24 protein-coding genes and 2 tRNA genes are annotated in these 21517 nt (G+C 41.4%); 9 read left to right on the top strand and 17 right to left on the bottom strand.

The features are described from left to right. Nucleotides 1-110: 110 nt before the first annotated feature. From GSQ19_RS20395 to GSQ19_RS20355, 9 genes are all read right to left on the bottom strand, one after another. Nucleotides 111-971 carry a phycobilisome linker polypeptide gene (locus tag GSQ19_RS20395; protein WP_011319677.1) on the bottom strand — a complete coding sequence of 287 codons (861 nt, stop codon included), beginning with the start codon at nt 969-971 and terminating at the stop codon, nt 111-113. Between the two features lie 137 nt (nt 972-1108). Next, nucleotides 1109-1600, bottom strand: coding sequence for a C-phycocyanin subunit alpha (gene cpcA / locus GSQ19_RS20390; protein ID WP_010994705.1), 492 nt, complete (start codon nt 1598-1600; stop codon nt 1109-1111). Between the two features lie 89 nt (nt 1601-1689). Further along, nucleotides 1690-2211, bottom strand: a complete 522-nt coding sequence (gene cpcB / locus GSQ19_RS20385) for a C-phycocyanin subunit beta (protein ID WP_010994704.1) — start codon at nt 2209-2211, stop codon at nt 1690-1692. A 559-nt stretch (nt 2212-2770) separates the two neighbouring features. Beyond that, nucleotides 2771-3412 carry a HEAT repeat domain-containing protein gene (locus GSQ19_RS20380; RefSeq protein ID WP_011319676.1) on the bottom strand — a complete coding sequence of 214 codons (642 nt, stop codon included), beginning with the start codon at nt 3410-3412 and terminating at the stop codon, nt 2771-2773. A gap of 92 nt (nt 3413-3504) precedes the next feature. Then, nucleotides 3505-4266: a HEAT repeat domain-containing protein gene (locus tag GSQ19_RS20375; RefSeq protein ID WP_011319675.1), complete on the bottom strand. Its 762-nt coding sequence runs from the start codon at nt 4264-4266 to the stop codon at nt 3505-3507. A gap of 72 nt (nt 4267-4338) precedes the next feature. After that, the gene (locus GSQ19_RS20370) at nt 4339-5175 is read right to left on the bottom strand and encodes a phycobilisome linker polypeptide (protein ID WP_011319674.1); all 837 of its coding nucleotides are present in this window, start codon (nt 5173-5175) and stop codon (nt 4339-4341) included. Between the two features lie 147 nt (nt 5176-5322). After that, nucleotides 5323-5811 carry a globin family protein gene (locus GSQ19_RS20365; protein ID WP_010994700.1) on the bottom strand — a complete coding sequence of 163 codons (489 nt, stop codon included), beginning with the start codon at nt 5809-5811 and terminating at the stop codon, nt 5323-5325. A 74-nt stretch (nt 5812-5885) separates the two neighbouring features. Further along, nucleotides 5886-6404, bottom strand: a complete 519-nt coding sequence (locus GSQ19_RS20360) for a globin family protein (RefSeq protein WP_011319673.1) — start codon at nt 6402-6404, stop codon at nt 5886-5888. 740 nt (nt 6405-7144) lie between these two features. Continuing rightward, the gene (locus GSQ19_RS20355) at nt 7145-8083 is read right to left on the bottom strand and encodes an RluA family pseudouridine synthase (RefSeq protein ID WP_011319672.1); all 939 of its coding nucleotides are present in this window, start codon (nt 8081-8083) and stop codon (nt 7145-7147) included. 827 nt (nt 8084-8910) lie between these two features. On the opposite strand from GSQ19_RS20355, the gene GSQ19_RS20350 reads away from it, so the two are divergent. Beyond that, the gene (locus GSQ19_RS20350; RefSeq protein WP_011319671.1) at nt 8911-10056 is read left to right on the top strand and encodes a response regulator; all 1146 of its coding nucleotides are present in this window, start codon (nt 8911-8913) and stop codon (nt 10054-10056) included. 171 nt (nt 10057-10227) lie between these two features. On the opposite strand, the gene cobA is transcribed toward GSQ19_RS20350, so the two are convergent. The 3 genes from cobA to GSQ19_RS20335 form a co-directional block, all read right to left on the bottom strand. Next, nucleotides 10228-11010, bottom strand: coding sequence for a uroporphyrinogen-III C-methyltransferase (cobA, locus tag GSQ19_RS20345; protein WP_011319670.1), 783 nt, complete (start codon nt 11008-11010; stop codon nt 10228-10230). Then, entirely contained in the window at nt 11007-11720 is a 714-nt protein-coding gene (locus GSQ19_RS20340) for a sirohydrochlorin chelatase (RefSeq protein WP_011319669.1), read from the bottom strand. The genes cobA and GSQ19_RS20340 overlap by 4 nt, the downstream gene beginning before the upstream one ends. 79 nt (nt 11721-11799) lie before the next feature. Continuing rightward, nucleotides 11800-12183, bottom strand: coding sequence for a DUF4359 domain-containing protein (locus tag GSQ19_RS20335; protein WP_011319668.1), 384 nt, complete (start codon nt 12181-12183; stop codon nt 11800-11802). Nucleotides 12184-12310: 127 nt separating this feature from the next. On the opposite strand from GSQ19_RS20335, the gene GSQ19_RS20330 reads away from it, so the two are divergent. After that, nucleotides 12311-12383, top strand: a tRNA-His gene (locus tag GSQ19_RS20330). Nucleotides 12384-12605: 222 nt separating this feature from the next. On the opposite strand, the gene GSQ19_RS20325 is transcribed toward GSQ19_RS20330, so the two are convergent. The 3 genes from GSQ19_RS20325 to thyX all read right to left on the bottom strand — a co-directional run bounded on the left by GSQ19_RS20325 (nt 12606) and on the right by thyX (nt 14916). After that, the gene (locus tag GSQ19_RS20325) at nt 12606-13583 is read right to left on the bottom strand and encodes a carbohydrate kinase family protein (RefSeq protein WP_011319667.1); all 978 of its coding nucleotides are present in this window, start codon (nt 13581-13583) and stop codon (nt 12606-12608) included. A gap of 184 nt (nt 13584-13767) precedes the next feature. Further along, on the bottom strand, nt 13768-13938 hold the full coding sequence (gene psb34, locus GSQ19_RS20320; RefSeq protein WP_011319666.1) for a photosystem II assembly protein Psb34: 171 nt from the start codon (nt 13936-13938) through the stop codon (nt 13768-13770). A gap of 255 nt (nt 13939-14193) precedes the next feature. Further along, complete coding sequence (gene thyX / locus GSQ19_RS20315) at nt 14194-14916, bottom strand: FAD-dependent thymidylate synthase (RefSeq protein ID WP_011319665.1); 723 nt, start codon at nt 14914-14916, stop codon at nt 14194-14196. Between the two features lie 173 nt (nt 14917-15089). On the opposite strand from thyX, the gene GSQ19_RS20310 reads away from it, so the two are divergent. Both GSQ19_RS20310 and GSQ19_RS20305 read left to right on the top strand, forming a co-directional pair. After that, the gene (locus GSQ19_RS20310) at nt 15090-15308 is read left to right on the top strand and encodes a chlorophyll a/b-binding protein (protein ID WP_011319664.1); all 219 of its coding nucleotides are present in this window, start codon (nt 15090-15092) and stop codon (nt 15306-15308) included. A 144-nt stretch (nt 15309-15452) separates the two neighbouring features. Further along, a complete protein-coding gene (locus GSQ19_RS20305; RefSeq protein ID WP_011319663.1) occupies nt 15453-16016 on the top strand; it encodes a thioredoxin family protein in 564 nt (187 codons plus the stop codon). Here the strand turns inward: GSQ19_RS20305 and mazG are convergent. Then, a complete protein-coding gene (mazG, locus tag GSQ19_RS20300) occupies nt 16006-16812 on the bottom strand; it encodes a nucleoside triphosphate pyrophosphohydrolase (RefSeq protein WP_011319662.1) in 807 nt (268 codons plus the stop codon). The two genes, GSQ19_RS20305 and mazG, sit on opposite strands and share 11 nt — an antisense overlap. A gap of 28 nt (nt 16813-16840) precedes the next feature. Then, a complete protein-coding gene (locus GSQ19_RS20295; protein ID WP_011319661.1) occupies nt 16841-17437 on the bottom strand; it encodes a metal-binding protein in 597 nt (198 codons plus the stop codon). Between the two features lie 92 nt (nt 17438-17529). On the opposite strand from GSQ19_RS20295, the gene GSQ19_RS20290 reads away from it, so the two are divergent. From GSQ19_RS20290 to GSQ19_RS20275, 5 genes are all read left to right on the top strand, one after another. Next, nucleotides 17530-17602, top strand: a tRNA-Val gene (locus tag GSQ19_RS20290). A gap of 98 nt (nt 17603-17700) precedes the next feature. Beyond that, complete coding sequence (locus tag GSQ19_RS30295; protein WP_255449160.1) at nt 17701-17823, top strand: hypothetical protein; 123 nt, start codon at nt 17701-17703, stop codon at nt 17821-17823. A gap of 241 nt (nt 17824-18064) precedes the next feature. After that, nucleotides 18065-19252, top strand: coding sequence for a DegT/DnrJ/EryC1/StrS family aminotransferase (locus GSQ19_RS20285; RefSeq protein ID WP_011319660.1), 1188 nt, complete (start codon nt 18065-18067; stop codon nt 19250-19252). A 302-nt stretch (nt 19253-19554) separates the two neighbouring features. Next, nucleotides 19555-20475, top strand: a complete 921-nt coding sequence (crtB, locus tag GSQ19_RS20280; RefSeq protein WP_011319659.1) for a cyanoexosortase B — start codon at nt 19555-19557, stop codon at nt 20473-20475. Nucleotides 20476-20786: 311 nt separating this feature from the next. Beyond that, entirely contained in the window at nt 20787-21515 is a 729-nt protein-coding gene (locus tag GSQ19_RS20275; protein WP_011319658.1) for a cyanoexosortase B system-associated protein, read from the top strand. Nucleotides 21516-21517 lie beyond the last annotated feature (2 nt).

Genomic DNA, 21517 nt, shown 5'->3' with positions numbered 1-21517 from the left:
TTGTAAGTTTTATAGCGCTGTCGCGTGTTAGTTGTCAGTTGCTAGTTGTCAGTTGTTTGAATCCTGACTACTAACTAATGACCACCGACCACTGACAAAATCCGCTTATCTTACGCAGAGGTGACGCTAACGATTTTGCCACCTTGCTTGTGAACTTGCTGGATCTTGTCAGAGAGTCGCTCGTAAGGTACTATGAATACCGTGCTACTCCGTCGTACACTGGGGTAGCCAGGACTACGGATTCCGGTAACTTCTAGTCGATATACGCGATCGCCTTCACCTACGGCATTACCCAAGTTTCTCTTGGGAGCTACATCTGCTGAAGCCCGGAAACCCCAACTATCATTACTTCCAGATGGCCCCACGATTGTAGAAGCTTTGTTGCTAGCTAATTCCTGCGCTAATCGAGACCTAGTACCTTCTACTTGAGCGCGATCACTGTTAGCATAACCACGGTATAAACGGAAAATCCGGTTAAAACCTGCGGTTTTCTGTCCTACTTGAGTCTCAAAACCACGGTAGTAAGGAACGACGTTATCACCGAAGTTGCTTTGATACTCCCATGAATCTATGTAGGAGTCTATTTCGGCATCGTAACCTTTGTTTTGGTACAAGTCCAAGTGGTAAACAACTTCTGACTCATCATAAGGCGCGCGACCCAACAGGTGTTTGTAGTTAAGTTCGATTAGCCGAGTTTGGAAGCTGTTGTAGAAAAATTTCTTTTTGTAGAGTTCTGATTTAGCAACGCTACGCACAAATTCACGTACTGTCAGATTGCCATCTCTCAATAGAGACTCTGCACTTACAAGGCGCTCTGATGCCAGTATGTAATCATTGCCCAAAACGTGCCGATAGACGGCGCGAATTACTAACTCTACTTCTTCTCTGCTAGCTTTGGGGCGTAATTCTACTTTAGGTGCGTCGCTAAAAGGCTCTGTTCCCAGCCTAGATGCTGCTGCTGTAATTGCCATTTTAAGTTTCCCCTATTGTTTTTGCCGATTATAACTACCGACAGCTATTCCTAGATAAAACTATGCCCGGAACGAGATTCAACTGCTAGGTGATGACTACATCCAGCACTTGCACCCCTTTCCGGGCAGGAAGCTATCTAGCTGAGAGCGTTGATAGCGTAGTCGATGTAGGTGTTAGCTTCGTTAGCAGCTTGACCGCTCAAACCATGATTAGCTTTGATGTGCTTCAGAGCTTCAACATACCAGCTAGGAGATAGGTCAAAGGTGCTGTTGATTTCAGCCAAACCAGCAATTAGGTATTCATCCAAGGGGCCAGTACCACCAGCAACTAAGCTATAGGTGATGATGCGTAGGTAGTGACCAACGTCACGAGCGCACTTGGATTTACCACGGCTGTCAGCAGCGAACTGAGGGCCAGGAGTTTGGGTGGTGTAGGGGAATTTTTGGTAAACAGCTTGGGTTGCACCATCGATCAAGCGTTGAGCGTTGGAAGTCAAACCACGAGCAGCTTCTAAGCTAGCAGCAGCGCGCTCATAACGACCACGAGCTGATTGTAATTCGGTGTTGCCTAAGAAGCGACCTTGGGTATCAGCAGCTGCGATTGCTTCGGTAATGGGGGTTTTAACCATGATGTAAAATTCTCCTTAGTAATTTCGTAGTTTTTACCTGTTACCTAAAATAATTAGGTTTCAGTAGGTGCTGGACTTGTCAGTTAAAATTAACCAACAGCAGCAGCAGCGCGATCAAAGTAGCTAGCAACTTCAGAGATCAATTGGCTGCAATCACCTTTGGTGATACCGTTGGGGTCGTTAGCGATGCCAACAGCAGCATCTTTCATTTTTTGAACGCCAACAGCTACGGAAGAACCAGGAGTTCCCAAAGCTTGGTATGTTTCGCGCAAGCCGTTCAAGCAGCGATCGTCTAGAACACTAGCATCGCCAGCGAGGATAGCGTAGGTGACGTAACGCAAGATGATTTCCATGTCGCGTAGACAAGCAGCCATGCGACGGTTGGTGTAAGCGTTACCACCAGGAGCAATCAACTGGGGTTGTTCTTCAAACAAGGCACGAGCAGCGTTGGTAACGATTGCAGAAGCGTTGCTGGTGATGCGGTTAACAACATCCAAGCGCTTGTTGCCTTCTTTAACAACGTTTGCCAATGCGTCTAGTTGTTCGTTGCTCAGGAACTCGCCTCTGGAGTCAGCTTGAGAAACCACCTTGGTAAATACGTCTAATGTCATGGACTTTAATCTCCTAATTCTGGTTTGAGAGATGTCTGAATTAAAACTGGCTATGTTTTATTTCTTGGAAACGGTTGTCAACAGACCAGGGATCAAACTGCTTCTCAGGTAGTCTCAAAATTTCTTGCCACTTCCATGAATGAGAAAAATGAGAAACTGGGGTGATTTTATGAGAAGCTGGCAAACTTTGTGAATCGATTGCCTCGTTTAACTTTTGTCTGTCGTTTAACCCCTCCAGCTTATGTTTATACAATGCTATAGATCCTTATTTTGTTACAAATTGTGAATAAATAAGTTGCATGAATAAGAACCCCCTCAAATGCTTTACATACAAGGGCTAGAACTGAGAAAAAGGCTATTCTTTCGTAACACAACTTCATAAATCAGTGATTTTAGGCAAAATATTGGTGTCTTAATTATTTTTTAAGAGTTGCAAAAACCTAGTGATAACAATCTATTGCTGTTTTACGCCATTTTTTTCCACAGGATGGTTTTTGTGAATAAACGTAAAATTAATCTTTCGCAACATTTTCAGGGATCTAAGGATTGGGGAAATCTCTCAGTTCCTCTCCCTTGCTTCCTCACTCAAAGCGATCGCCATACGTGTGCGAACAACGGGATCAGTTTCTTGGGCGATCGCTTGTTGTAAAGCAGCTTTAGCTTTTGGCGTGGCAATTTCTTGTAAAGAGACCGCAGCAGCATAACGTAGACCCCAATCTTCGGGGGTAAGTAATGCCCAGATTAACTTTTCTTGGGCATTATTGATAATTTCTGGATTGCTGGTGGTGCTGGCGATTTTGCCTAACCCTCTTGCAGCAATGCGGCGGACATTACCTTGACAGTGATTAGCTACACTTGTCCCCACTACCTCGGCTAATAAGTTTAGCGCCTTTGCATCACCAATTTGAGCTAAAACTTGAATGATTTGGGCTTGAAAACCTTGATCTTGAGAATCATCATAAGCAGCAATTAACAAATTCACTGTGATGCTTCCCAATTTGATTAATTCATCTACAGCCGCACTTCTAACAGCAGGATGGTGATGATGAAATGCTGCGATTAAGGTGGTAATAGCGGCGGCATCTCGTGTTGCATCGGCAGCCGTAGAGTGAATGGTAGGATTAGCGTAGCTTACCGTAGGCATCGCTTCTTCCGGGGTTCCATTGCTATTGATTTGTACGCTAAATGAGGCTTGATTCATAAATTTCTTTGTGGATAAAACAATGCAGCACAAAATGGACTGGAGATGTAAGAACAGACCAATCCCCAATCCTTAATATTCAGTTATTAGTTTTAAAGTTGAATTAATAAATCATCAATTGCTCCAAATAATACAGATGCTTTTTCCTGATTAACACTATTGTTGTTCAACATAGCTTCAAGAATACGCTTTAAATTTAAGAGCTTTAAGCTATTAGGAACCTGAGCCGCTAAGATTGCCTGTACTGCCTGTTGATGAGCAACTGCACCCAAGTCAAATACCGCCGCCCAACGTAAATACATATTGTCGTGATTGAGATTTTTGACAATACGTTCAATGTATTCAGATTCTTGGGTTAGCAGGTACAAATATCGAGCAGCTGCACATTGCACACGCTCAGAATAATGCTTCAGAAAAGGTTCAATTTGTGGACGGGCTGACCAAACTTGTAGAGTAGCTAAAGCTTCGATTAAAGCTTCATAAGGTTGTGCTTGAGTTGATTGCAAAAGATTGAGCAAAGGAATCACAGCTCGTTTGTCACCGATCGCCGCTAAAGAGCAAATTACTGCTTCCCTGAGACGTAAATCTTCATCACATTTTAATGCTGCAATTAACGCTGGTACAGCTTGGGGATTTTTCAACATTCCTAAGGCCCGTGCAGCCTGACGACGCAGAGGATACCCTCCTAGTGGGATGCGATAGCGTTCATCAAATAAGGCTGCACATAGCGCTGTACAACCAGCCTGTACGTTATGTTTACCCAACCACCAAGCAGCATAATAACGAATTTGGTTATCCTCATCAGATAAAGCAGCGATCGCTGTTTCTGGAGAAAGAATTGGTTCAGATGTCACATCACTTCGCTCCGAAATTTAAAATTTACTCAGATACCCGACTTGAAGGAGTCGGGTATCTAGCAACCATTTCTACACTTGGGAAATCTTGACTATCTTTCCACCACGCTTATGAATTTCTTGGTAAGTAGCAGAAAGTCTTTCATAGGAAACGGTGTAAACCTGTCGGCTGCGACGGATTGCTACATTTGTATTCAATCCACCGGCGATCGCTTCAATCACAAACATCCGATTATCACCCTTTGTCGCCGAACTGATTAACGTCGGTGCTGCGGAAACAAAGTTTGTCCCGGCGGAGGTTGGTGGCAAAATTCCATTAGGCAAATTCAAAGAAACTTTTGTTCGTAAACGAGAATTTTTCTTTCCCATTTGTGCATTATCGCTATTACCCCGACCGCGATAAAGCTCACATATGCGATTAAATCCTACTGTTTTCATCCCAGGAATTGATTGGAATCCACGGTAATAAGGAACAATAGAATTACCAAAAGCATTTTCGTATTCTGGACTGTAAATGTAAGCATCAATGTCAGCATCGTAGCCACGAGCAGCATAAATGTCTACATGATCAGCAATCTCTGATTGATCGTACGGTGCGCGTCCTAGTAAATGCTTATAGTTTAATTCGATCAAACGCACTTGAGAGTTTTTATAAAAAAAGCATTCTTTGTAAAACTCAGATTTGGCTAAAACCTCCACAAATTGCCGCACACTGATTTTGCCATTTCTTAACAAAGCTTCCGCACTCGTAAATTTTTGGCTAGCATATATTCCTTGCCGTCCAAAAATTTGTTCATAAGCAGCCCGGAATACTTGTTGTAAATCATCTTCGCTCCAATTTTGGCGCAGTTCAACTTTATTGCCGATGGCATCTCTAATTGCTAGCCTTTCTGCGACTGAACTACTCATTTTGACAAACGCTCCTTTCTCAATTTTTTTGATTATAAATTTGGGTCTTGGGAATTAGAAAAATGCTGCAATTATGTTCACCGCAGTTACAAAGTAACTCACATAAACTGAGCGATTACTTATTTCCCAAGACCCACAAGCTTTGTCTTAACTTAATGCGTTAATTGCATAGTTCAAATAGATGTTAGCTTCACCTGCAACATCACCATTTAAACCGTGATTGTCGCGGACAAATTCTAGTGCAGCTACATACCAGCTAGGAGATAAACCAAGGGCGCTGTTGAGTTCGCTTAAACCAGATACTACATATTCATCTAAGGGACCAGTACCACCAACTACGCAGCAATAGCTGATAGTACGAAGATAGTGGTCAATATCACGAACACATTTGGATTTACCTTCTGGAGTAGAAGCGTATTGGGGTCCACTCATTTGAGTGGTGTAAGGGAATTTTTGATAAACATGATTTGCTGCTGCTTCTGCCCATTTTTTGCCATTATTAGAGAATGCTTGAGCAGCTGCTAAACCAGCACGAGCGCGGTTAAAACGACCAAAAACTGCTTGCATTTCCGTGTTGCTGAGGTAAGAACCACGAACATCAGCAGCAGAAATCGCTTCGGTCAAAGGTGTTTTCATACTTCTCCTAATCTCCTTGATCTGTGATTAATTACTAACAGTCAGTTTGAAAAAAGTTTTGGAAAAAAATCTAATTAAACAACCGCAGAAGCAGCGCGATCAAAATAGCTAGCTAATTCAGCAATTAACTGACTACAATCCCCTTTAGTAATGCCTTTAGAGTCATTGGCAATTGCAATTGCAGCATCTTTCATTTTTTGGATTCCAGATGCTACTGCATCGCCAGGAGTACCCAAAGCTTGATATGTTTCCCGCAGACCATTTAAGCAGCGATCGTCCATGACACTAGCATCACCTGCTAATACAGAATAGGTGACGTAACGCAGAATAAATCCTAAATCACGGATACAAGCAGCTTGGTTACGGTTGTGGAAACAAGCACCACCAGCATTAAATATTTGTGGACGCTCAGCAACTAAAGCACGATAAGCATTAGCCACAATGGAGGAAGCATTACTTGTTAGTCTGTTAACTATATCTAACCGCTTATTACTATCAGTAACTAATGCCGATAATGCGTTGATTTCATCTACACTGAGATAATTACCTTTTCTATCTGCCTGTTCAACTACTTTGGAAAAAGCATCAAGCATCTTTCTTTCCTCCTAAAGTTCATTGCAGCTTGTTATAAGGTTGACAGCAATTATTATTGCTATTTAGAAAACAAATTTTTCAGCAGCATCCACCCCCATTAATTACTTTGGGGAACTGCAAATATGTACTATTTCTTATTAGAAAAAACAGCAATTTGTTTTTTGTTTTTAATTGCTTTTAAAACCTTAGTTCGTATTTTATATATGGCTTGAGTAAATTTATTGTTAAGTTTTGTAAGATAGTGTTAATCCATACAGACTTATCCAAAAATTTTTATTTTATAAAGCTTGTAATGCTTTTATATGAAAACCTGTTTAACAATTAAATAATATTGTTTACTTTACTTAATAAATCCTCAAGTACAATTTATATCGTGGTAGCAAATCAAGCTTATATATGCTTTTATGCTGACAGTAGAAATTGATAAAAAAAGCTAAAGCAGGCTTTTTGTCAAAAAAAGTCTGTGTTTTAAATAACAATCTTTGGTTTTTATTTTGTAGCTAAAAATGATAATAGTTTTCAAGACTAATATTCATCATAATTATTAATAGCCTGTTAACTGCTGTCTATAAGCAATTCGCGCATTATTAGGAGCAATTATTTGATTTATCAAGAAAAACCTATATGTAATGTTTTGTGAATTTGAGTAACAAAACATCGAAAATTTTTTTATTGCGCTTCCCTCCGGGACGCTTTGCAAACGCGCATCATTCTTTATAGACGTGGTTAATCGCGTCTGTTAAGAAGAGATAGCTGCTCTGCGTCTAAGAATTTCTAGGAGCGTTGTAAAACTTTGTGGAGGCGTTGCCGTAACTTCAACCCAATCTCCTGTAATTGGATGTTGCAATCTCAATCTCCAAGCGTGGAGTGCTTGACCAGGTAAATTTACACCAACAGAACGACCGGAACCATAAACGGGGTCGCCGACGATAGGATGACCTATTTTGGCGCTGTGAACTCGAATTTGGTGAGTGCGTCCGGTTTCGAGTTGGAAATGAATTAGGGTGAAGTTTCCCAAGCGTTCCTGTATTTGCCAATGGGTGATGGCTGACCTTCCCCCTTCTTCTACAGGGACAATAGCCATTTTCTTGCGGTCTTGGGGATGGCGACCGATGGGTAAATCTACTTTGCCACTTGAAGTTTTTGGCGCACCGTAAACTACACCTAAATATTCTCGTCGTGCGGTTTTGGTTTGGAGTTGTGCTTGGATGTGTTTATACGCGATGTCGGTTTTAGCGATCGCAATTGCCCCTGTTGTATCTTTATCTAAACGATGGACGATTCCCGGCCTCTGCACACCACCAATACCAGGAAGATGAGGACAATGTGCCAACAAAGCATTTACCAATGTGCCATGAGAATGTCCTGGTGCAGGGTGGACGACTAAACCAGCCGGCTTGTTAAGAATGAGTAACTGGTCATCTTCGTAGAGAATATCTAAGGGGATATCTTCTGCTTGTAGTTCTAGAGGTTGCGCTTCGGGAACCTCTAAAGTGATGCGATCGCCTACTTTCAGGTTAATCTTTTTAGATGTGCAAACTTTGCCATTAACTTGGACTTTCCCCTGTTCAATTAACTGCTGAATCCGAGAACGGGATAAATCTGGTAATTCTTCTGCGAGGTAACGGTCGATGCGTGCGCTGTTTTCTTCAACTTCTAGGTAAAATTCGTTCAACATTCAGGATTGGGGACAAATGAATCAATTCAATGTTAAATAATTATAAAAATTTGGTTTCTACTATACGGTTTTTAACCCTCAGGATAACTAATGAGTCAATACGTGTTTAAACACCATTCTGATCTTACCGTCATTCACATTTCCTTTAAGCATTAGTCATAAAGTTTATATATTATTTTTATTTGCCTAGATAAATTGGAGTAACCTAGCTTTTAGTGAGCCATTACTTGCGTATCTACCGTTGGGAAAAATAGGATTTTTATAATGAAAATATGCTATTGACATTTTGCAAGTGATGGCCGTAGAAAATCTGGCAAACAACATCTCTAAAATCTCAAACTTGGGTAACTACTAAAGCAATACTTACGTAGTAAGCAAAAAAACTAGTATTTTGTGATGTAACCGTATTTAAGTCTGACATACCTTAATTTTACGTTATACAGTAAAAACACAGATAATACTTTTGCTACTGATGGGTTTGAGCCAATAACTATACGTGTAGTACTTAAGGTACTGTTAGATTAGCCAAGTTAATGAAAGATACAGAAAAGCAACCTGATTTTTGAAAGAATGTTTTCTAGTAATCGGTTGAGCAATTTTTCTGTTTGACATCATGAAACTATTCCACTCAGGGGAGTTGCACATCTTTAGGGCAACTGCTTAGTGGAAATATTGCCATGAAAATAAAAAATAAAGACTGACTGTGTTGACTTAACTGTAAATTGCCGAATTTAGCTAAACAGATCCTCAGAAATATATTTGCCTACAGTAAAAGCCTTTTCACTAATTTTTATTTTAAATCTTGATTTAATAACAGAGCGATCGCCATGAAAACACTTCCGATTACTAGATACAGATTTTTTCAGAAAATACAACCCCTATCTTTATTAAAAAAAATAACTGGGAAGACAATCACTGGTTGTTTACAAGTATTTAGTACTTCAGGTACCTGGTCTATATACGTAGAAGAAGGTAAGCTCATTTATGCCTGCTATTCAGAGAGGATGTTTGAACCTCTTTATAGACATTTAGGAAACTTAAGTCCACAAATTGCCACCCTACCTAAAGAAATTAACGAGCAGTTAAGAGCAATATTTGAAACAGGAATTGAAAATCAAGCTATACCCAATCCTGATTATTTAGCTATTTGTTGGTTAGTCAATCAGAAATATATTAGTTCGTCACAAGCAGCCGTCCTGATAGAACAATTAGCATTAGAAGTAGTAGAATCATTTCTCATGCTGGAAGAAGGAAGTTATGAATTTATTCCTGAAAGTTTTTTAGATGATTTACCTAAATTCTGCTATCTGAATGTTCGGTTATTAGTCGAACAGTGTCAACAGCGTGGGCGTGTTCCTGAAGCATTCCGCAGAGAAGCATCTAGTCAAGAGATATCTTCATCTACAGAAAGTAACCAAATACCAGTTAACAGCAAACGTAGCACCAAATTTACACCGCCTCCGCACACTCAGCCTAAGCCTAAGCCTGAGCCAAGCTTACCGCAAATAAATACTAATAAATCTATAGAATATTCAAAGCGATATGTATCTCAATCTAATACTATTAATCACGGATATTCACAGATATCTCCCACATCGGCTGATAAGAAGATATATACAATCTTTTGTATTGATGATGATCCAACTGTGCTAAATAAGATTAAAAACTTTTTAGATGATCAAATATTTGCAGTAATTGGCGTTACAGATTCTCTAAAAGCATTAATGGAAATTCTCTGTACAAAGCCAGATATCATTTTAATCAACGTTGATATGCCTGATTTGGACGGCTATGAGTTATGTTCTTTATTACGTAAACATTCATATTTCAAAAACACCCCTGTAATTATGGTGACAGCAAAAGCTGGACTAGTCAATAGAGCGAGAGCCAAGATAGTCAGAGCATCAGGTCACTTAACTAAACCTTTTAATCAAGGTGATTTGCTAAAAGTAATTTTTAAACACATTACCTAATATCAACTATTAGCAATTACCTGCTTATACCAATTCTCTATGAAGTTGCACCAAATAAATGATGTAGAGATGTTGTATGCAACGTCTCTACAGTACAGAATAAAGTGCATCTATGGCTACGCCAGGCAAGCTACATCAAGAAACGGTATTAGATGTAGACACATTGACAAATCAATGAACACGACCTGCTACAGATAAAATACTGTGCATATTGACAACAGAGCCAATGACTGCGATCGCTGGCGCTTCAAATCCGGTTTTCTCCACTAGTTCTATAATTGTCCCTAACTCACCAATTAATTCTTCTTGTTCGGGACGTGTACCCCAACGTACTAAAGCAATTGGTGTTGCTAAACTCAACCCAGCCGTCTTCAACTGTTCCACAATGTAAGGTAGATTGTGGATACCCATATAAATGACAATCGTTTCCGAACCTTGGGCGATCGCTTGCCAATTGACTTTCGGTCTATACTTACCCGCCGACTCATGTCCAGTTACAAAAGTCACAGATGAACTATACAAGCGATGAGTTAAGGGAATCCCCGCATAGGCTGGCGCTGCAATTCCCGATGTAATACCTGGTACAACCTCCACCGGAACCCCAGCCGCAATCAAATCAGCCATCTCTTCCCCACCACGACCGAAAATAAAGGGGTCGCCACCTTTTAAGCGCACAACAACAGCATGATTTTGGGCTTGTTCAATTAGTAGTTGAGTTGTTTCGTCCTGCAATAGGGAATGTCTCCCCATGCGCTTACCAGCGTTAATTTGCTCTGCTTGGGGATTAATCATTGCCAAAATTGCTGGACTGACTAAAGCATCATATATGACCACATCGGCACATTCTAATATACCTTTGCCTTTCACCGTCATCAGTCCTGGATCGCCTGGCCCCGCACCTACTAAATAGACCTTACCCAAACTCTTTTGCCCCTCATTGTCTGTGCGGTTCATGTGTAAATCAAATCCCCAATTAAATCGGCTAATTCTCCACTAACTCCCAAAGGTTCAGCCAAGTATAAACTTACCCCAGGAAATTGTAATTTTAGCGCTTCAACCGCTTGAGCGATCGCATCAGTTATGCCGCCGGAGAATAGAAAGTATGGCAAAATTGCAATTTCTTTGTAACCGATAGCAATCAATTCTTGAACTCTTGACTCTAAACTAGGAGCCACAGACCAGTAAGCAGCCACTCCGCCTATATATGTCGCCATTGTTTCCACTGGTTTTTGAGAACCTGGGCGACGGCTACCATGAGATAACAAAATCCACGCTTGTGCTTTTATAGTAGCGATTTGCTTTTGGAGAAATATTGGTAAACCCGGATGACTGCCCAAGTATGGCTGTAATTCAATCAGCATATCTTTACCTACAGCCTGTTGCGCCTGTGTTACTTCACTAGGAATGTCCGTCATCACATGAACACCCGGAAACAGAAACAAAGGTATAATTTTCAGATGATGACACCCACAAGCTACAGTAATTTGAGCAAAATTTCTGATCTGCTCATGCAAAGGTTCAGAAACCACCTCCAAATATCCTGTTCCCACTAACTTTTCTGGAAGATGTAATTTTTCAGCCATCAGTCCTGCTATTTGCTGCATAGCGATCGCTGGACGTGGATCTCGGCTGCCGTGGGATACAAGCAGATAAGCAGATGTCATGGGCAATGGTGAAACTTCTTGTAACTATTTTTATTATGTTACAGAAAATCAACAGTCATTAATTTTTCTCATTTACCTATCACTGTTCTTCTGCTGTATAAGTGTAAAAATTATTAAAAGCTCCCACCGTTTCAAACTTGTAAGACGGCATCCAATTACTTAATTTTAGTTCTGTACGGTAAATGCTAAACAGAGCAAAGTCTTGTCTTTCTGTTGTAGCTGAGAGGAGTTGCCGGAGTTGAGGGTTAGCAGAATCTATCAATTTGTCACAGTTGTAATTAATTAAACGTTCTAAGAGCTTTGTTGTTTTATTGCAGACATCATTCTTTAAGTATCCTGTCAACCGTTGCACAGCATACTCTTCATATTCAGTCTGATTAGGGTTGGTTTTCGCCATTGTTACTCCCAACACAGCCGCTAATCCTAAGGCTCCTACCGATGCCATAATGGTCAGGGGTTTCATATTTCCTAACTTTAATTCGCTAAATCAATTTGCATTCCCAAGACTCTCAATCAGCAAAGTCCGTTCCTCACAAAAAAAAATTCTGGATAAATTTACTAAACAGGTGCTATAATCAAGAATGTGTGTGGCGGGCGTAGCCAAGTGGTTAAGGCAGTGGATTGTGGTTCCACCATTCGGGGGTTCAAGTCCCCTCGTTCGCCCTTTTTTGATAAAAGAAAGATAACACAGTAATGTATGCTGTGACTCGATTTGAGATCAAATAACCGAAATACCCTGGTAAGCAAAAATCTTGGTTCTCTTCTAGTTAGGCAAGAGATAACAGAGCAGCCAAATTGAGTACTACAACTATCACTATTACTACTTTAGCTTGAACCGACGGAAGCCCCACATCTGACTCGACGGGTCAGATGTGGGTAGTTCAGCTAGATTTTATGGGAGGCTAGAAAAGTTTCCACTTCCACCGCAGTGGGTTGAGAAGCGATCGCACCTGCTTTAGTAGTAGTCAACGCCCCTACAGCACTAGCATAAGTAATAATGCGCTTTGCTGTCTCTGCATCATTCAAGTTGTGAATGCCATGTTGACTCAGTTGATGGATAAACCCTGCCAGAAAGCTATCTCCTGCACCCGTGGTATCTACTACAGAGACAGCAAAAGCAGGTATTTTACCTTCATTCTCACCTAAGCAATAACCACAGCCATTTTCGCCATCAGTCACTAATACCCCCTCAATGGAGCCTAAACGGTAAGTAATAGCGCCTGGATCAGAGGTGTCGAATAACCATTCAGCTTCTTCTTTGGCAAGCTTGAGAAAATCAACGCGTTTGAAAATTTCCTGAATTTTTTGCCTAGCAATATTTTCATCATGCCAAAATACTGGCCGCCAGTTAACATCCAGCACAATCTTCAGGTCGTACTGTTCAGCTAGTTCCAAAGCTCGGTGAATAGCTTTTTCACTATCGGGATAGGCTAATTCCAAAGTACCCAAAATCAGGAAATCTGCTTCTTGAAACACTGACTCTGGTAATTGCTTGGCTTGCAAATGCGTATCAGCAAATTCAGAGGTATCATACTGACCGAAGCCAGCGAAAGTGCGATCGCCTGCTAGATCCCTCACCACATAGACTTGTCTTGTTGGGGCAGTAGAATGACGTTGTACACCCGTTGTATCTACACCTACTTCTTGTAATAGCTTAACCAGCGCATTTCCTGGCTCATCCTCACCGACAGCACCAATAAATCCGGCGGGAGTTCCCAACTTCACCAAAGCACAAGCCACATTAGCAGGCGCTCCTCCTGGATAAGCAGTCCAAGACTTTACCTCTTCCAGCTTTAGCCCTAATTGATCAGCTAAACAATCGAATAGAACTTCGCCGAGGCACAAAACACGGGGATTACTCATTTCATTTTAGTTTTTCACGGGGATTGCTCATCTCATTTTAGTTTTTTGGCTTTAGATTAGTGATCTCATATTGATCTATTAGCATTCACGCTCCGCGCAACAAAAAACCCCGGCGAAACTAACCGAGGTTTATAGAAGAAGTACGAATGACAATGAGATACGGCGATATTGAAATGTAAAAATCTTAGCTAATGCCCAAAGCAACCAAAACTAAAGTTGTGATCAGCAATGTAGCAAACGCACCCTGTAAAGCATATTGGCGTTGTTGCTCTTGGTTGGGGTAGGCAGCGTAATACATTTTGGGTTCGGTAGCGTAGTTATTTAAAATGCCTGCTTCGTTAACGGTGGTATACATAGTTTTTTTCTTAGTTTGTTACTTTATGTAAATTAATTTAACAATATTGTTACAAAAGGTCAATAGGACTTGACAAAAAATAATGGATGCGATTAATCAGAGCAACTTATGTTTGGGTGGGGGGTATAGGGGTACAAGGGTACAGGGGTATAGGGGTATAAATATTTGAAACCCTTACACCCTTACACCTAAAAAAACCCTCGATGGCTAGCCGAGGGTCGATAAAATTACACCTATAAGTGGAAAGCGGTTGAATTATGGTGATAGCCTGGCTCTACCCAGACGGGATTTTTCATACCATTGAGCGATCGCCGGAGACCACTCTGCAAAATGAGGCCACATCAATTCACACAACTTTTGAATTTCCAGTTGTGCATCTTTCTTATTGCGTAAGTCACAAAAGTGCAAAAATGAGCGCAGGTTAAAGCTGACGACGAAATGCTGGCGATAATCAAAGGGTACTTTACCTCGTGCGTGTTCTTCAGACATTCCCCCTTCAAAATCAGCTTTGTAACGTTTAGCTGCTTCTAAACACCACTGCAAATCTGCGGCTCTTTGTTCTGGAGAATAGTAATATTTTTTGCCCTGTCTATCTGTGTAATAACCAACAGGACGCAGGTAAAAAACATCTTCAATGTCTTTTCTACCTTCGACTACATCAATAAACTGGTTACCCGTATACCTAAAAGATTGTACATCAAATGATACTGAAACCCTATGTGTACGCGCCTGCTGCATAACACTGTGGGGAAAATAGCCGCAGTTGAAAACAATCTGGGGATGCTCTAACGGGCCATAGTGTCCTCTTTCCCCAGCTAACAGGCGCTTAATAATAATGTCGCCACATTCCGACTCCGAGGGCCAGGAGTCGCGCTCGTCAAACACGAACCCATCAGTATAGTCTTGGTGCATTGCGGCGTAAATCACCTGCTGGGGGTTTGGTGTTTTAGCTATAACTTCTACTCGGAATCGATCCATTGGCTTCTGGGAGTTTTATGTGTAACTGAAATTGTCTAAAAGCTAAAGGTGTTCTTTAGACGTGGTTGTGAACTCGATTCACCATGATATATCTTCAGATGGACTCAGATACTTTACAATAGTTAATATATCTGTTACAGTTCTTAACAACAGATTAAGCTGGGGAAAATAAAATGCGTACAAACAATGCCATCGTTGACGACCAAGGACTGATGAACAACTTTGCGATTGAGCCAAAAGTATATGTAGATGAGCAAGGCGATCGCACTGGGTTCACCCCCTATGCAGAAATACTCAACGGTCGTTTGGCAATGATTGGTTTCATCTCCTTAATCGCATTAGAAGTATTTACAGGAAAAGGAATTTTAGGTCTTCTGACAAACTTGCAATAGATAAATCTTAATTTTTGTAAAAAAATAACTTAACAAAAACAGAGGCGGGAATTTTTCCGCCTCTAAATTTATGAGATATTTCATGTTATTTTGACTGTGACAAACAGCAAGAGCCGTTGTCAAAATCAAGATACCGGGTGAACTATGGCTTTAACTGCTTCGATAATGGTGCCGATAGGCACACAAGCGCCAGATTTTCATCTACCAGACGTAGTATCTGGCAAGACAATCTCTCTCTCTACCTTTGCCGATAAAAAAGCCCTATTAGTAATGTTTATTTGTCGGCATTGTCCGTTTGTGAAGCACATTCAAGATGAATTAACACGAATAGGTCAGGATTATGCCACAAGGGATTTAGGAATCGTCGCCATCAGTGCCAACGATGCAGAAAATTACCCAGATGATGCGCCTGAATCTCTCAAAGCATTGGCAATAGAACTAGGTTGGCAATTTCCCTTTTGCTACGACGAAACACAGGAGACAGCCAAGGCTTATACTGCTGCTTGTACCCCTGATTTCTTCGTATTTGATGACCATCGCCACCTGGCATACAGAGGACAATTAGATGATAGCCGTCCTAGCAACGGTAAACCTGTAACGGGTGCAGATTTACGCGCCGCCATTGATGCCGTACTGGCGGGTAAACCTGTCATTGACGAACAAAAACCGAGTGTGGGTTGCAATATTAAATGGAAGTCTACTCCTTAGCAAGTTGGGCTTTAGCCTGTTGCCATAGAGTTTCTAACTCATCCAAACTGTAATCAGAAAGGGGGCGGTCAACTACCGCCTCCATTTTTTGTAACCGTTGGACGAATCGCTGATTTGTTCCTTGCAATCCTTCGCTAGGGTCAAGATTATGCCAACGGGCTAACTGAATCACCGCAAATAGTAAATCACCTAATTCCGCTTGTTGGCGTTCTGGTGTTTCCTCGGCTAAAGCTTGTTGAAATTCCTGTAACTCTTCATGGAATTTTGCCCACACACCATCAATATTCTCCCACTCAAAACCCACAGCAGCAGCTTTTCGGGAAATTTTCATCGCGGCTGTGAGTGGGGGCAGGGTACGTCCATAGCGACTAAGTTTTGTACTCAGCTTTTGACTTTCTGCTGATGGTTCGCCTTTTTCCGCCGCTTTGATTTGTTCCCAGTTCTGCCGCACCTCATCTACACTATTGACCGACACATCACCAAATACATGAGGGTGGCGACGAATTAACTTTTGGGTGATACCTTGGGCAACGTCTTGCAGAGAAAATTGACCATATTCACTAGCAATTTGGGCTTGTAAAACCACTTGTAATAATAAATCACCCAACTCCTCTGCGATCGCCTCCTGATCTCCACTCTTAATGGCATCTACAACCTCGTAAGCCTCCTCAATTACATAAGGTGTCAGGGTTTGGGGTGTTTGTGCCAAATCCCAGGGACAACCCCCATCAGGCGATCGCAACTTCGCTACCACCTCAATTAATTCTTGCAAAGCTGCCAAATGATTTGATTCCATACTCCTTGTACCTGTGCATTTCCCAGTATTACCGTTTTTGATTTTTTCTCCCGCCAGTAGACCGACGACTCGTCACCTTACGTTTCTTAATTTTGCTACTAGGAAATATTCCCCGAACCCCCTGCTTACGGAAACGTTTGTAAGCCGAACCGCCCCAATCACTGAGAGAATGACTCATCGCCCCCAGTTCCAGACCCAAAAATAAAGCGCAGAATTCCATGCTGTAACTAGTGAGCGATCGCCCCACTGTCACTTCTACATCCTGCCATGTCACAGTCACATTCCAGAGCTTATCAGCAACTGCCAAAATCACAACTGTCAAGATAGCCAACAAGCTGCTGAGATAGACAACCCGCAGTGTTGTCCCAATTAGCGGCCCGTGGGATAAAAAAGAACGATGCCGGAGACTTTTTTGATAAGGTAGCCAAATCCAGCGCAAAAAACCCCAACGCTGATATTGACGCGAGTAAATATCTAAATCGGGGCCGAACATCAACCCACCAAACATAAACCCACCAGCCACCAACAAAGTGACATTGCCAGAGCGAGTCTGCCAGAAAGTCAGACCCGCTACCAACGGCAACGCCCATAAAGTAATGCGATCGTGCGTCCGACCAGAGGGCATTTACAGGTTCTCAAAAATACTTAAAAAAATTTTCCTCAAAATACTAGCGTAATTCAAAATATTTTGCTATATTGATTGTTAGTGAAATGAACGGGCGGTTAGCTCAGTTGGTAGAGCGCCTGCCTTACAAGCAGGATGTCATCAGTTCGAGTCTGGTACTGCCCATATATGAAGAAAGCCGTCCTCGTGGCGGCTTTTTTGTAACCTTACCCATAACTTTGCTGCAACGGCAAGATTATAGTTCCAATAGAATCAGCAAAGTTATGGTTCCAGCTTTTGAAGCTCATAACAAACCCGAACCACTTTTTTCTTTTGTCCGTTTTTTCCGTTGGTCATTTATCTCTCGTAGTGGGCGATCGCTAGCACTGCTAAGAATCGTTATCTAAGTAAGGTAAGATAACACACAAGATGAGTCGTGTGTGAAATGCGTCAGATGGGCTTAAATCTGCCGTCAAAGACAGTCTCTATTCCCTAATTAACACTTAAATAGATTTATTTAAGTGCAGAATTCATAAAAGATTGATGAATTTGGAGTGATATAGTTTTTCTCCATTGGCTGTTATGTAATAAATACATCATATTAGAACTAGATAAATTACTGGTATTTATTCTTGAGGCTAACTAGCAATGAGTAAAATGACTATAAAAATTCCTTTTGTCGATTTGCAGTTACAACACCAGCCAATCGAAAATCAGATACAGCAAGCGATTCAGAAAGTATTACAACAGGGAGACTTTATATTAGGCAAAGCAGTTTCCGAGTTTGAATCTGCCTTTGCAGCCGCCTCAGGAGTAGGTTATGGAGTGGGTGTAGCTTCGGGAACTGATGCGATCGCCTTGGGTTTAAAAGCCTGTAATATAGGCCCTGGTGATGAAGTAATCTTACCCGCTAATACTTTTGTCGCCACATTAATTGGTGTTCTCCAAGTAGGTGCTAAACCCATTCTCGTAGATTGTGACCCCCTAACAGCCTTAATTGACTTAGAAGCAGCAGCCAAAGTAGTCACCACCAATACTAAAGCAATTATTCCCGTGCATCTCTATGGACAGATGGTATCACCCCAAAAGTTAATAGATTTTGCCCAAACGCACAAGGTGTTAATCTTTGAAGACGCAGCCCAGGCGCACCTAGCCCATAGAGAAGGATATCAAGCTGGTTCCGTGGGGACAGCCGCCGCTTTTAGCTTTTATCCCAGCAAGAATTTAGGTGCATTGGGTGATGGGGGAATATTACTAACTAGCGATGCAGATATAGCCAGGAAAGTTGCCAGCATACGCAATTATGGTTCATCCCAGAAGTATGTTCACGTCGAACTGGGTACAAATAGCCGTCTGGATACCTTACAAGCAGCCGTATTACTGGAAAAATTGCCTCATTTACCGCAATGGAATAGCGATCGCCTCACCATCGCCCAAACATACGATCTAGAATTAGCACCACTAGCATCTGCTGGTATTATCCCCATGCAAAACCAGAGTGGCACGGGTCATGTTTATCATCTTTACGCGATTAAAATTGATGATTCCTGTCCAGTCGAACGTCAGCACATCCAAGAACAACTGACAGCCGTAGGGATTCAAACCGGCATCCATTACCCGATTCCTTGTCATTTACAGCCAGCATTTACTGATTTAGGCTATAAACCTGGAGATTTTCCCCAATCAGAAAAACTAGCCAAGCAAATATTATCCTTACCGATGTATCCTGGTTTGAACCAAAGCCAAATTAGAGAAGTTGTAGCAGCTATAGCCAAAGCAGTAGGAGATTTTCCCGAAAAACCAGCATCTACTACCCAGGAAAGTAAAGTAGCATAAGTTTCAGTACTGCATTTTTTTAAACACCCACAAGGTTATATAGGGCTACTCTCTGATTTGTGAATCATACGTACTGGGGTGGGCATTGCCCAGCAAAACCCGGATATGGTGGGCATTGCCCACCCTACAGATACTTACGTTTGTTCAATAATCAAATCGGATTCCTATATCGTAATAAGTAATTGGTGTTTTCATAATTACCAATTACCAATGGCATTCGTAATTTTGAACTCCCTCAAAGAGAGTTGATCAACTTATATATTCTGATTTTTGAACACTTAAAATTTGAATTGCTTACGCTTATGTCACTTCAGCAACAAATTAGAACCCGAAACACGGATCAATTATTAGGCATAGGCATTTTAGGTCTTTTGGCCCTGCTATATGCTCCTGTTTTACTACATTGGTTAAACGGTTGGCTGTATAAAACCATCAGCACAGAACACGAATATTTCAGTCATGGCATTATCGGCATCCCATTTGCTGCTTATCTGAGTTGGGGTAACCGCAAACAATGGCAACGTCTACCCAATAAAACCCATCCCTTAGGAGCAACTTTACTCGTCATTGGGGCAGTGTTTTATTTGACTGGTGTTACCGAATGGGTGAATCTCTCCTTCCCCGCAATCTTGGCAGGATTATGCTTGTGGTTTAAGGGTTTTCCTGGCTTGAAATTACAAGGCTTTCCCTTACTTCTGCTATTTTTAGCCACCCCAACAGCTATGCCTTATCTCATAGCTCCTTATACTTTTCCTTTGCAAAGCTTTATTGCAGGTACAGCTGGTTTCATTCTCAATCAGTTTGGTATGGATGCAGTTGTTGATGGTATCAATATTTACGTATCTGGCAGAATAGTTGAAGTAGCTCCCTACTGTGCGGGTTTAAAGATGTTATTCACAACTATCTACGTTTGTTTGATGCTGCTTTATTGGACAGATAATTTATCTTCTCGCCGCACAACTGTTTGGTTTTTATCGACTGCTGTTCTTATTAGTGTAATTGCCAATATCATCCGTAACACCATACTTAGCTTTTTTCATGGCACAGGCCAAGAAGCAGCTTTTAAATGGCTACACGATAGCTGGGGAGGCGACCTCTACTCTGCTTTGATGCTGTTGTCTTTAATACCAATATTGAATAGGATGAGTGATTATTTTTCCGCACCTCTAGAGAGTGAAATAGAGGGAGAAAGCCAGCTAATTTCACCTGAGATTACTGATTAAATCATCATCGTGCAGGTATTATTACATAGAAGATTCGGTTAAGAAATTTTTTGGTGAAGGTAGGGGAAGAGAATCATTCTGAAAATAACCCTCTTTCTTCCCCTACTTCCCCTACTTGAACCGTATTGATCTATAAGTAAATTCTGGGTATCTGGCAAAGAAAATTTACCAAGACTTCATATACTTGGACAGAGTGAATAAATTTGTTGTACAGATTCTAGGGTATAAACGTAGATAGACTGACGATTTTACTGAACCTATAGTGTCATTTTTTCCAGTAAAATTTTGCGTAAATATAGCAATTTTTACTAATGATCCCTTTATCTAAATTTCTCAACCACAAGCACTTAACTACTTGGATAGTGCTTTTGTTATTCCTACTATTATTGACAGTGGGAGCAGTACCTGGTTATCTGAGTGGACGTTGGCAGTGGAAACAACCACCATCTATTGCCAACCTCAAAGAATTGAGAGAAATACGGAGTAAAGGCTTAAATCTTCCTGGCTGGCAAACTGTTAATCAAATAGAACAAGTTATCGGCCAACATAAGTGGTCTTTGCAGATTCTTAAGCAAGCAGGTTCCAACAATCAGGCACTATTGCTGTTACTGCCGCAAAACGGCCCCAAAAATCAACCAGAAGTAGAGTGGACAGATGTTAGTGGTTGGGGAAAATTACGCTGGGGGAAATGGGATGTAGCACAATCACGTTCTGCTCAACTTACCGCCACAAAACCTGGGAATGTCGGGGAAAATGGAAAAGTTCCAGTTGAAGCCATGTTTTTTCGTGTATCTACGGATCAGGAAACCTTTGCAGTCCTGCAATGGTATGCCTTACCCAATGGTGGCTATTCATCTCCATTGCGCTGGTTTTTGGCGGATCAGTTAGCACAATTGCACAAGAGTCGCGCTCCGTGGGTAGCTGTCAGTATTCTCATTCCGATGGAACCTTTAGGTCAGGTGGAAACTACTTGGCCATTAGCCAAGTCTATAGGCGAAACAGTACAATCCACATTGATGGGCGGGCCATTTAAAAATTAGTT

It is taken from the genome of Trichormus variabilis 0441, from assembly GCF_009856605.1.
Taxonomy (GTDB): domain Bacteria; phylum Cyanobacteriota; class Cyanobacteriia; order Cyanobacteriales; family Nostocaceae; genus Trichormus; species Trichormus variabilis.
This window is presented reverse-complemented; position numbering and strand designations above follow the sequence as displayed.

Excerpts from the sequence above, each read along its gene's own strand:
- psb34 (WP_011319666.1), bottom strand. The coding sequence starts at position 13,938 with ATGTATACCACCGTTAACGAAGCAGGCATTTTAAATAACTACGCTACC.
- GSQ19_RS20310 (WP_011319664.1), top strand. The coding sequence starts at position 15,090 with ATGCGTACAAACAATGCCATCGTTGACGACCAAGGACTGATGAACAAC.
- crtB (WP_011319659.1), top strand. The coding sequence starts at position 19,555 with ATGTCACTTCAGCAACAAATTAGAACCCGAAACACGGATCAATTATTA.
- cpcB (WP_010994704.1), bottom strand. The coding sequence starts at position 2,211 with ATGACATTAGACGTATTTACCAAGGTGGTTTCTCAAGCTGACTCCAGA.
- GSQ19_RS20355 (WP_011319672.1), bottom strand. The coding sequence starts at position 8,083 with ATGTTGAACGAATTTTACCTAGAAGTTGAAGAAAACAGCGCACGCATC.
- GSQ19_RS20335 (WP_011319668.1), bottom strand. The coding sequence starts at position 12,183 with ATGAAACCCCTGACCATTATGGCATCGGTAGGAGCCTTAGGATTAGCG.
- cobA (WP_011319670.1), bottom strand. The coding sequence starts at position 11,010 with ATGAACCGCACAGACAATGAGGGGCAAAAGAGTTTGGGTAAGGTCTAT.
- cpcA (WP_010994705.1), bottom strand. The coding sequence starts at position 1,600 with ATGGTTAAAACCCCCATTACCGAAGCAATCGCAGCTGCTGATACCCAA.
- GSQ19_RS20380 (WP_011319676.1), bottom strand. The coding sequence starts at position 3,412 with ATGAATCAAGCCTCATTTAGCGTACAAATCAATAGCAATGGAACCCCG.
- GSQ19_RS20285 (WP_011319660.1), top strand. The coding sequence starts at position 18,065 with ATGAGTAAAATGACTATAAAAATTCCTTTTGTCGATTTGCAGTTACAA.
- GSQ19_RS20325 (WP_011319667.1), bottom strand. The coding sequence starts at position 13,583 with ATGAGTAATCCCCGTGTTTTGTGCCTCGGCGAAGTTCTATTCGATTGT.
- GSQ19_RS20350 (WP_011319671.1), top strand. The coding sequence starts at position 8,911 with ATGAAAACACTTCCGATTACTAGATACAGATTTTTTCAGAAAATACAA.
- GSQ19_RS20295 (WP_011319661.1), bottom strand. The coding sequence starts at position 17,437 with ATGCCCTCTGGTCGGACGCACGATCGCATTACTTTATGGGCGTTGCCG.
- GSQ19_RS20305 (WP_011319663.1), top strand. The coding sequence starts at position 15,453 with ATGGCTTTAACTGCTTCGATAATGGTGCCGATAGGCACACAAGCGCCA.
- mazG (WP_011319662.1), bottom strand. The coding sequence starts at position 16,812 with ATGGAATCAAATCATTTGGCAGCTTTGCAAGAATTAATTGAGGTGGTA.
- GSQ19_RS20340 (WP_011319669.1), bottom strand. The coding sequence starts at position 11,720 with ATGACATCTGCTTATCTGCTTGTATCCCACGGCAGCCGAGATCCACGT.
- GSQ19_RS20395 (WP_011319677.1), bottom strand. The coding sequence starts at position 971 with ATGGCAATTACAGCAGCAGCATCTAGGCTGGGAACAGAGCCTTTTAGC.
- GSQ19_RS20370 (WP_011319674.1), bottom strand. The coding sequence starts at position 5,175 with ATGAGTAGTTCAGTCGCAGAAAGGCTAGCAATTAGAGATGCCATCGGC.
- thyX (WP_011319665.1), bottom strand. The coding sequence starts at position 14,916 with ATGGATCGATTCCGAGTAGAAGTTATAGCTAAAACACCAAACCCCCAG.
- GSQ19_RS20365 (WP_010994700.1), bottom strand. The coding sequence starts at position 5,811 with ATGAAAACACCTTTGACCGAAGCGATTTCTGCTGCTGATGTTCGTGGT.
- GSQ19_RS30295 (WP_255449160.1), top strand. The coding sequence starts at position 17,701 with ATGGTTCCAGCTTTTGAAGCTCATAACAAACCCGAACCACTTTTTTCT.
- GSQ19_RS20360 (WP_011319673.1), bottom strand. The coding sequence starts at position 6,404 with ATGCTTGATGCTTTTTCCAAAGTAGTTGAACAGGCAGATAGAAAAGGT.
- GSQ19_RS20275 (WP_011319658.1), top strand. The coding sequence starts at position 20,787 with ATGATCCCTTTATCTAAATTTCTCAACCACAAGCACTTAACTACTTGG.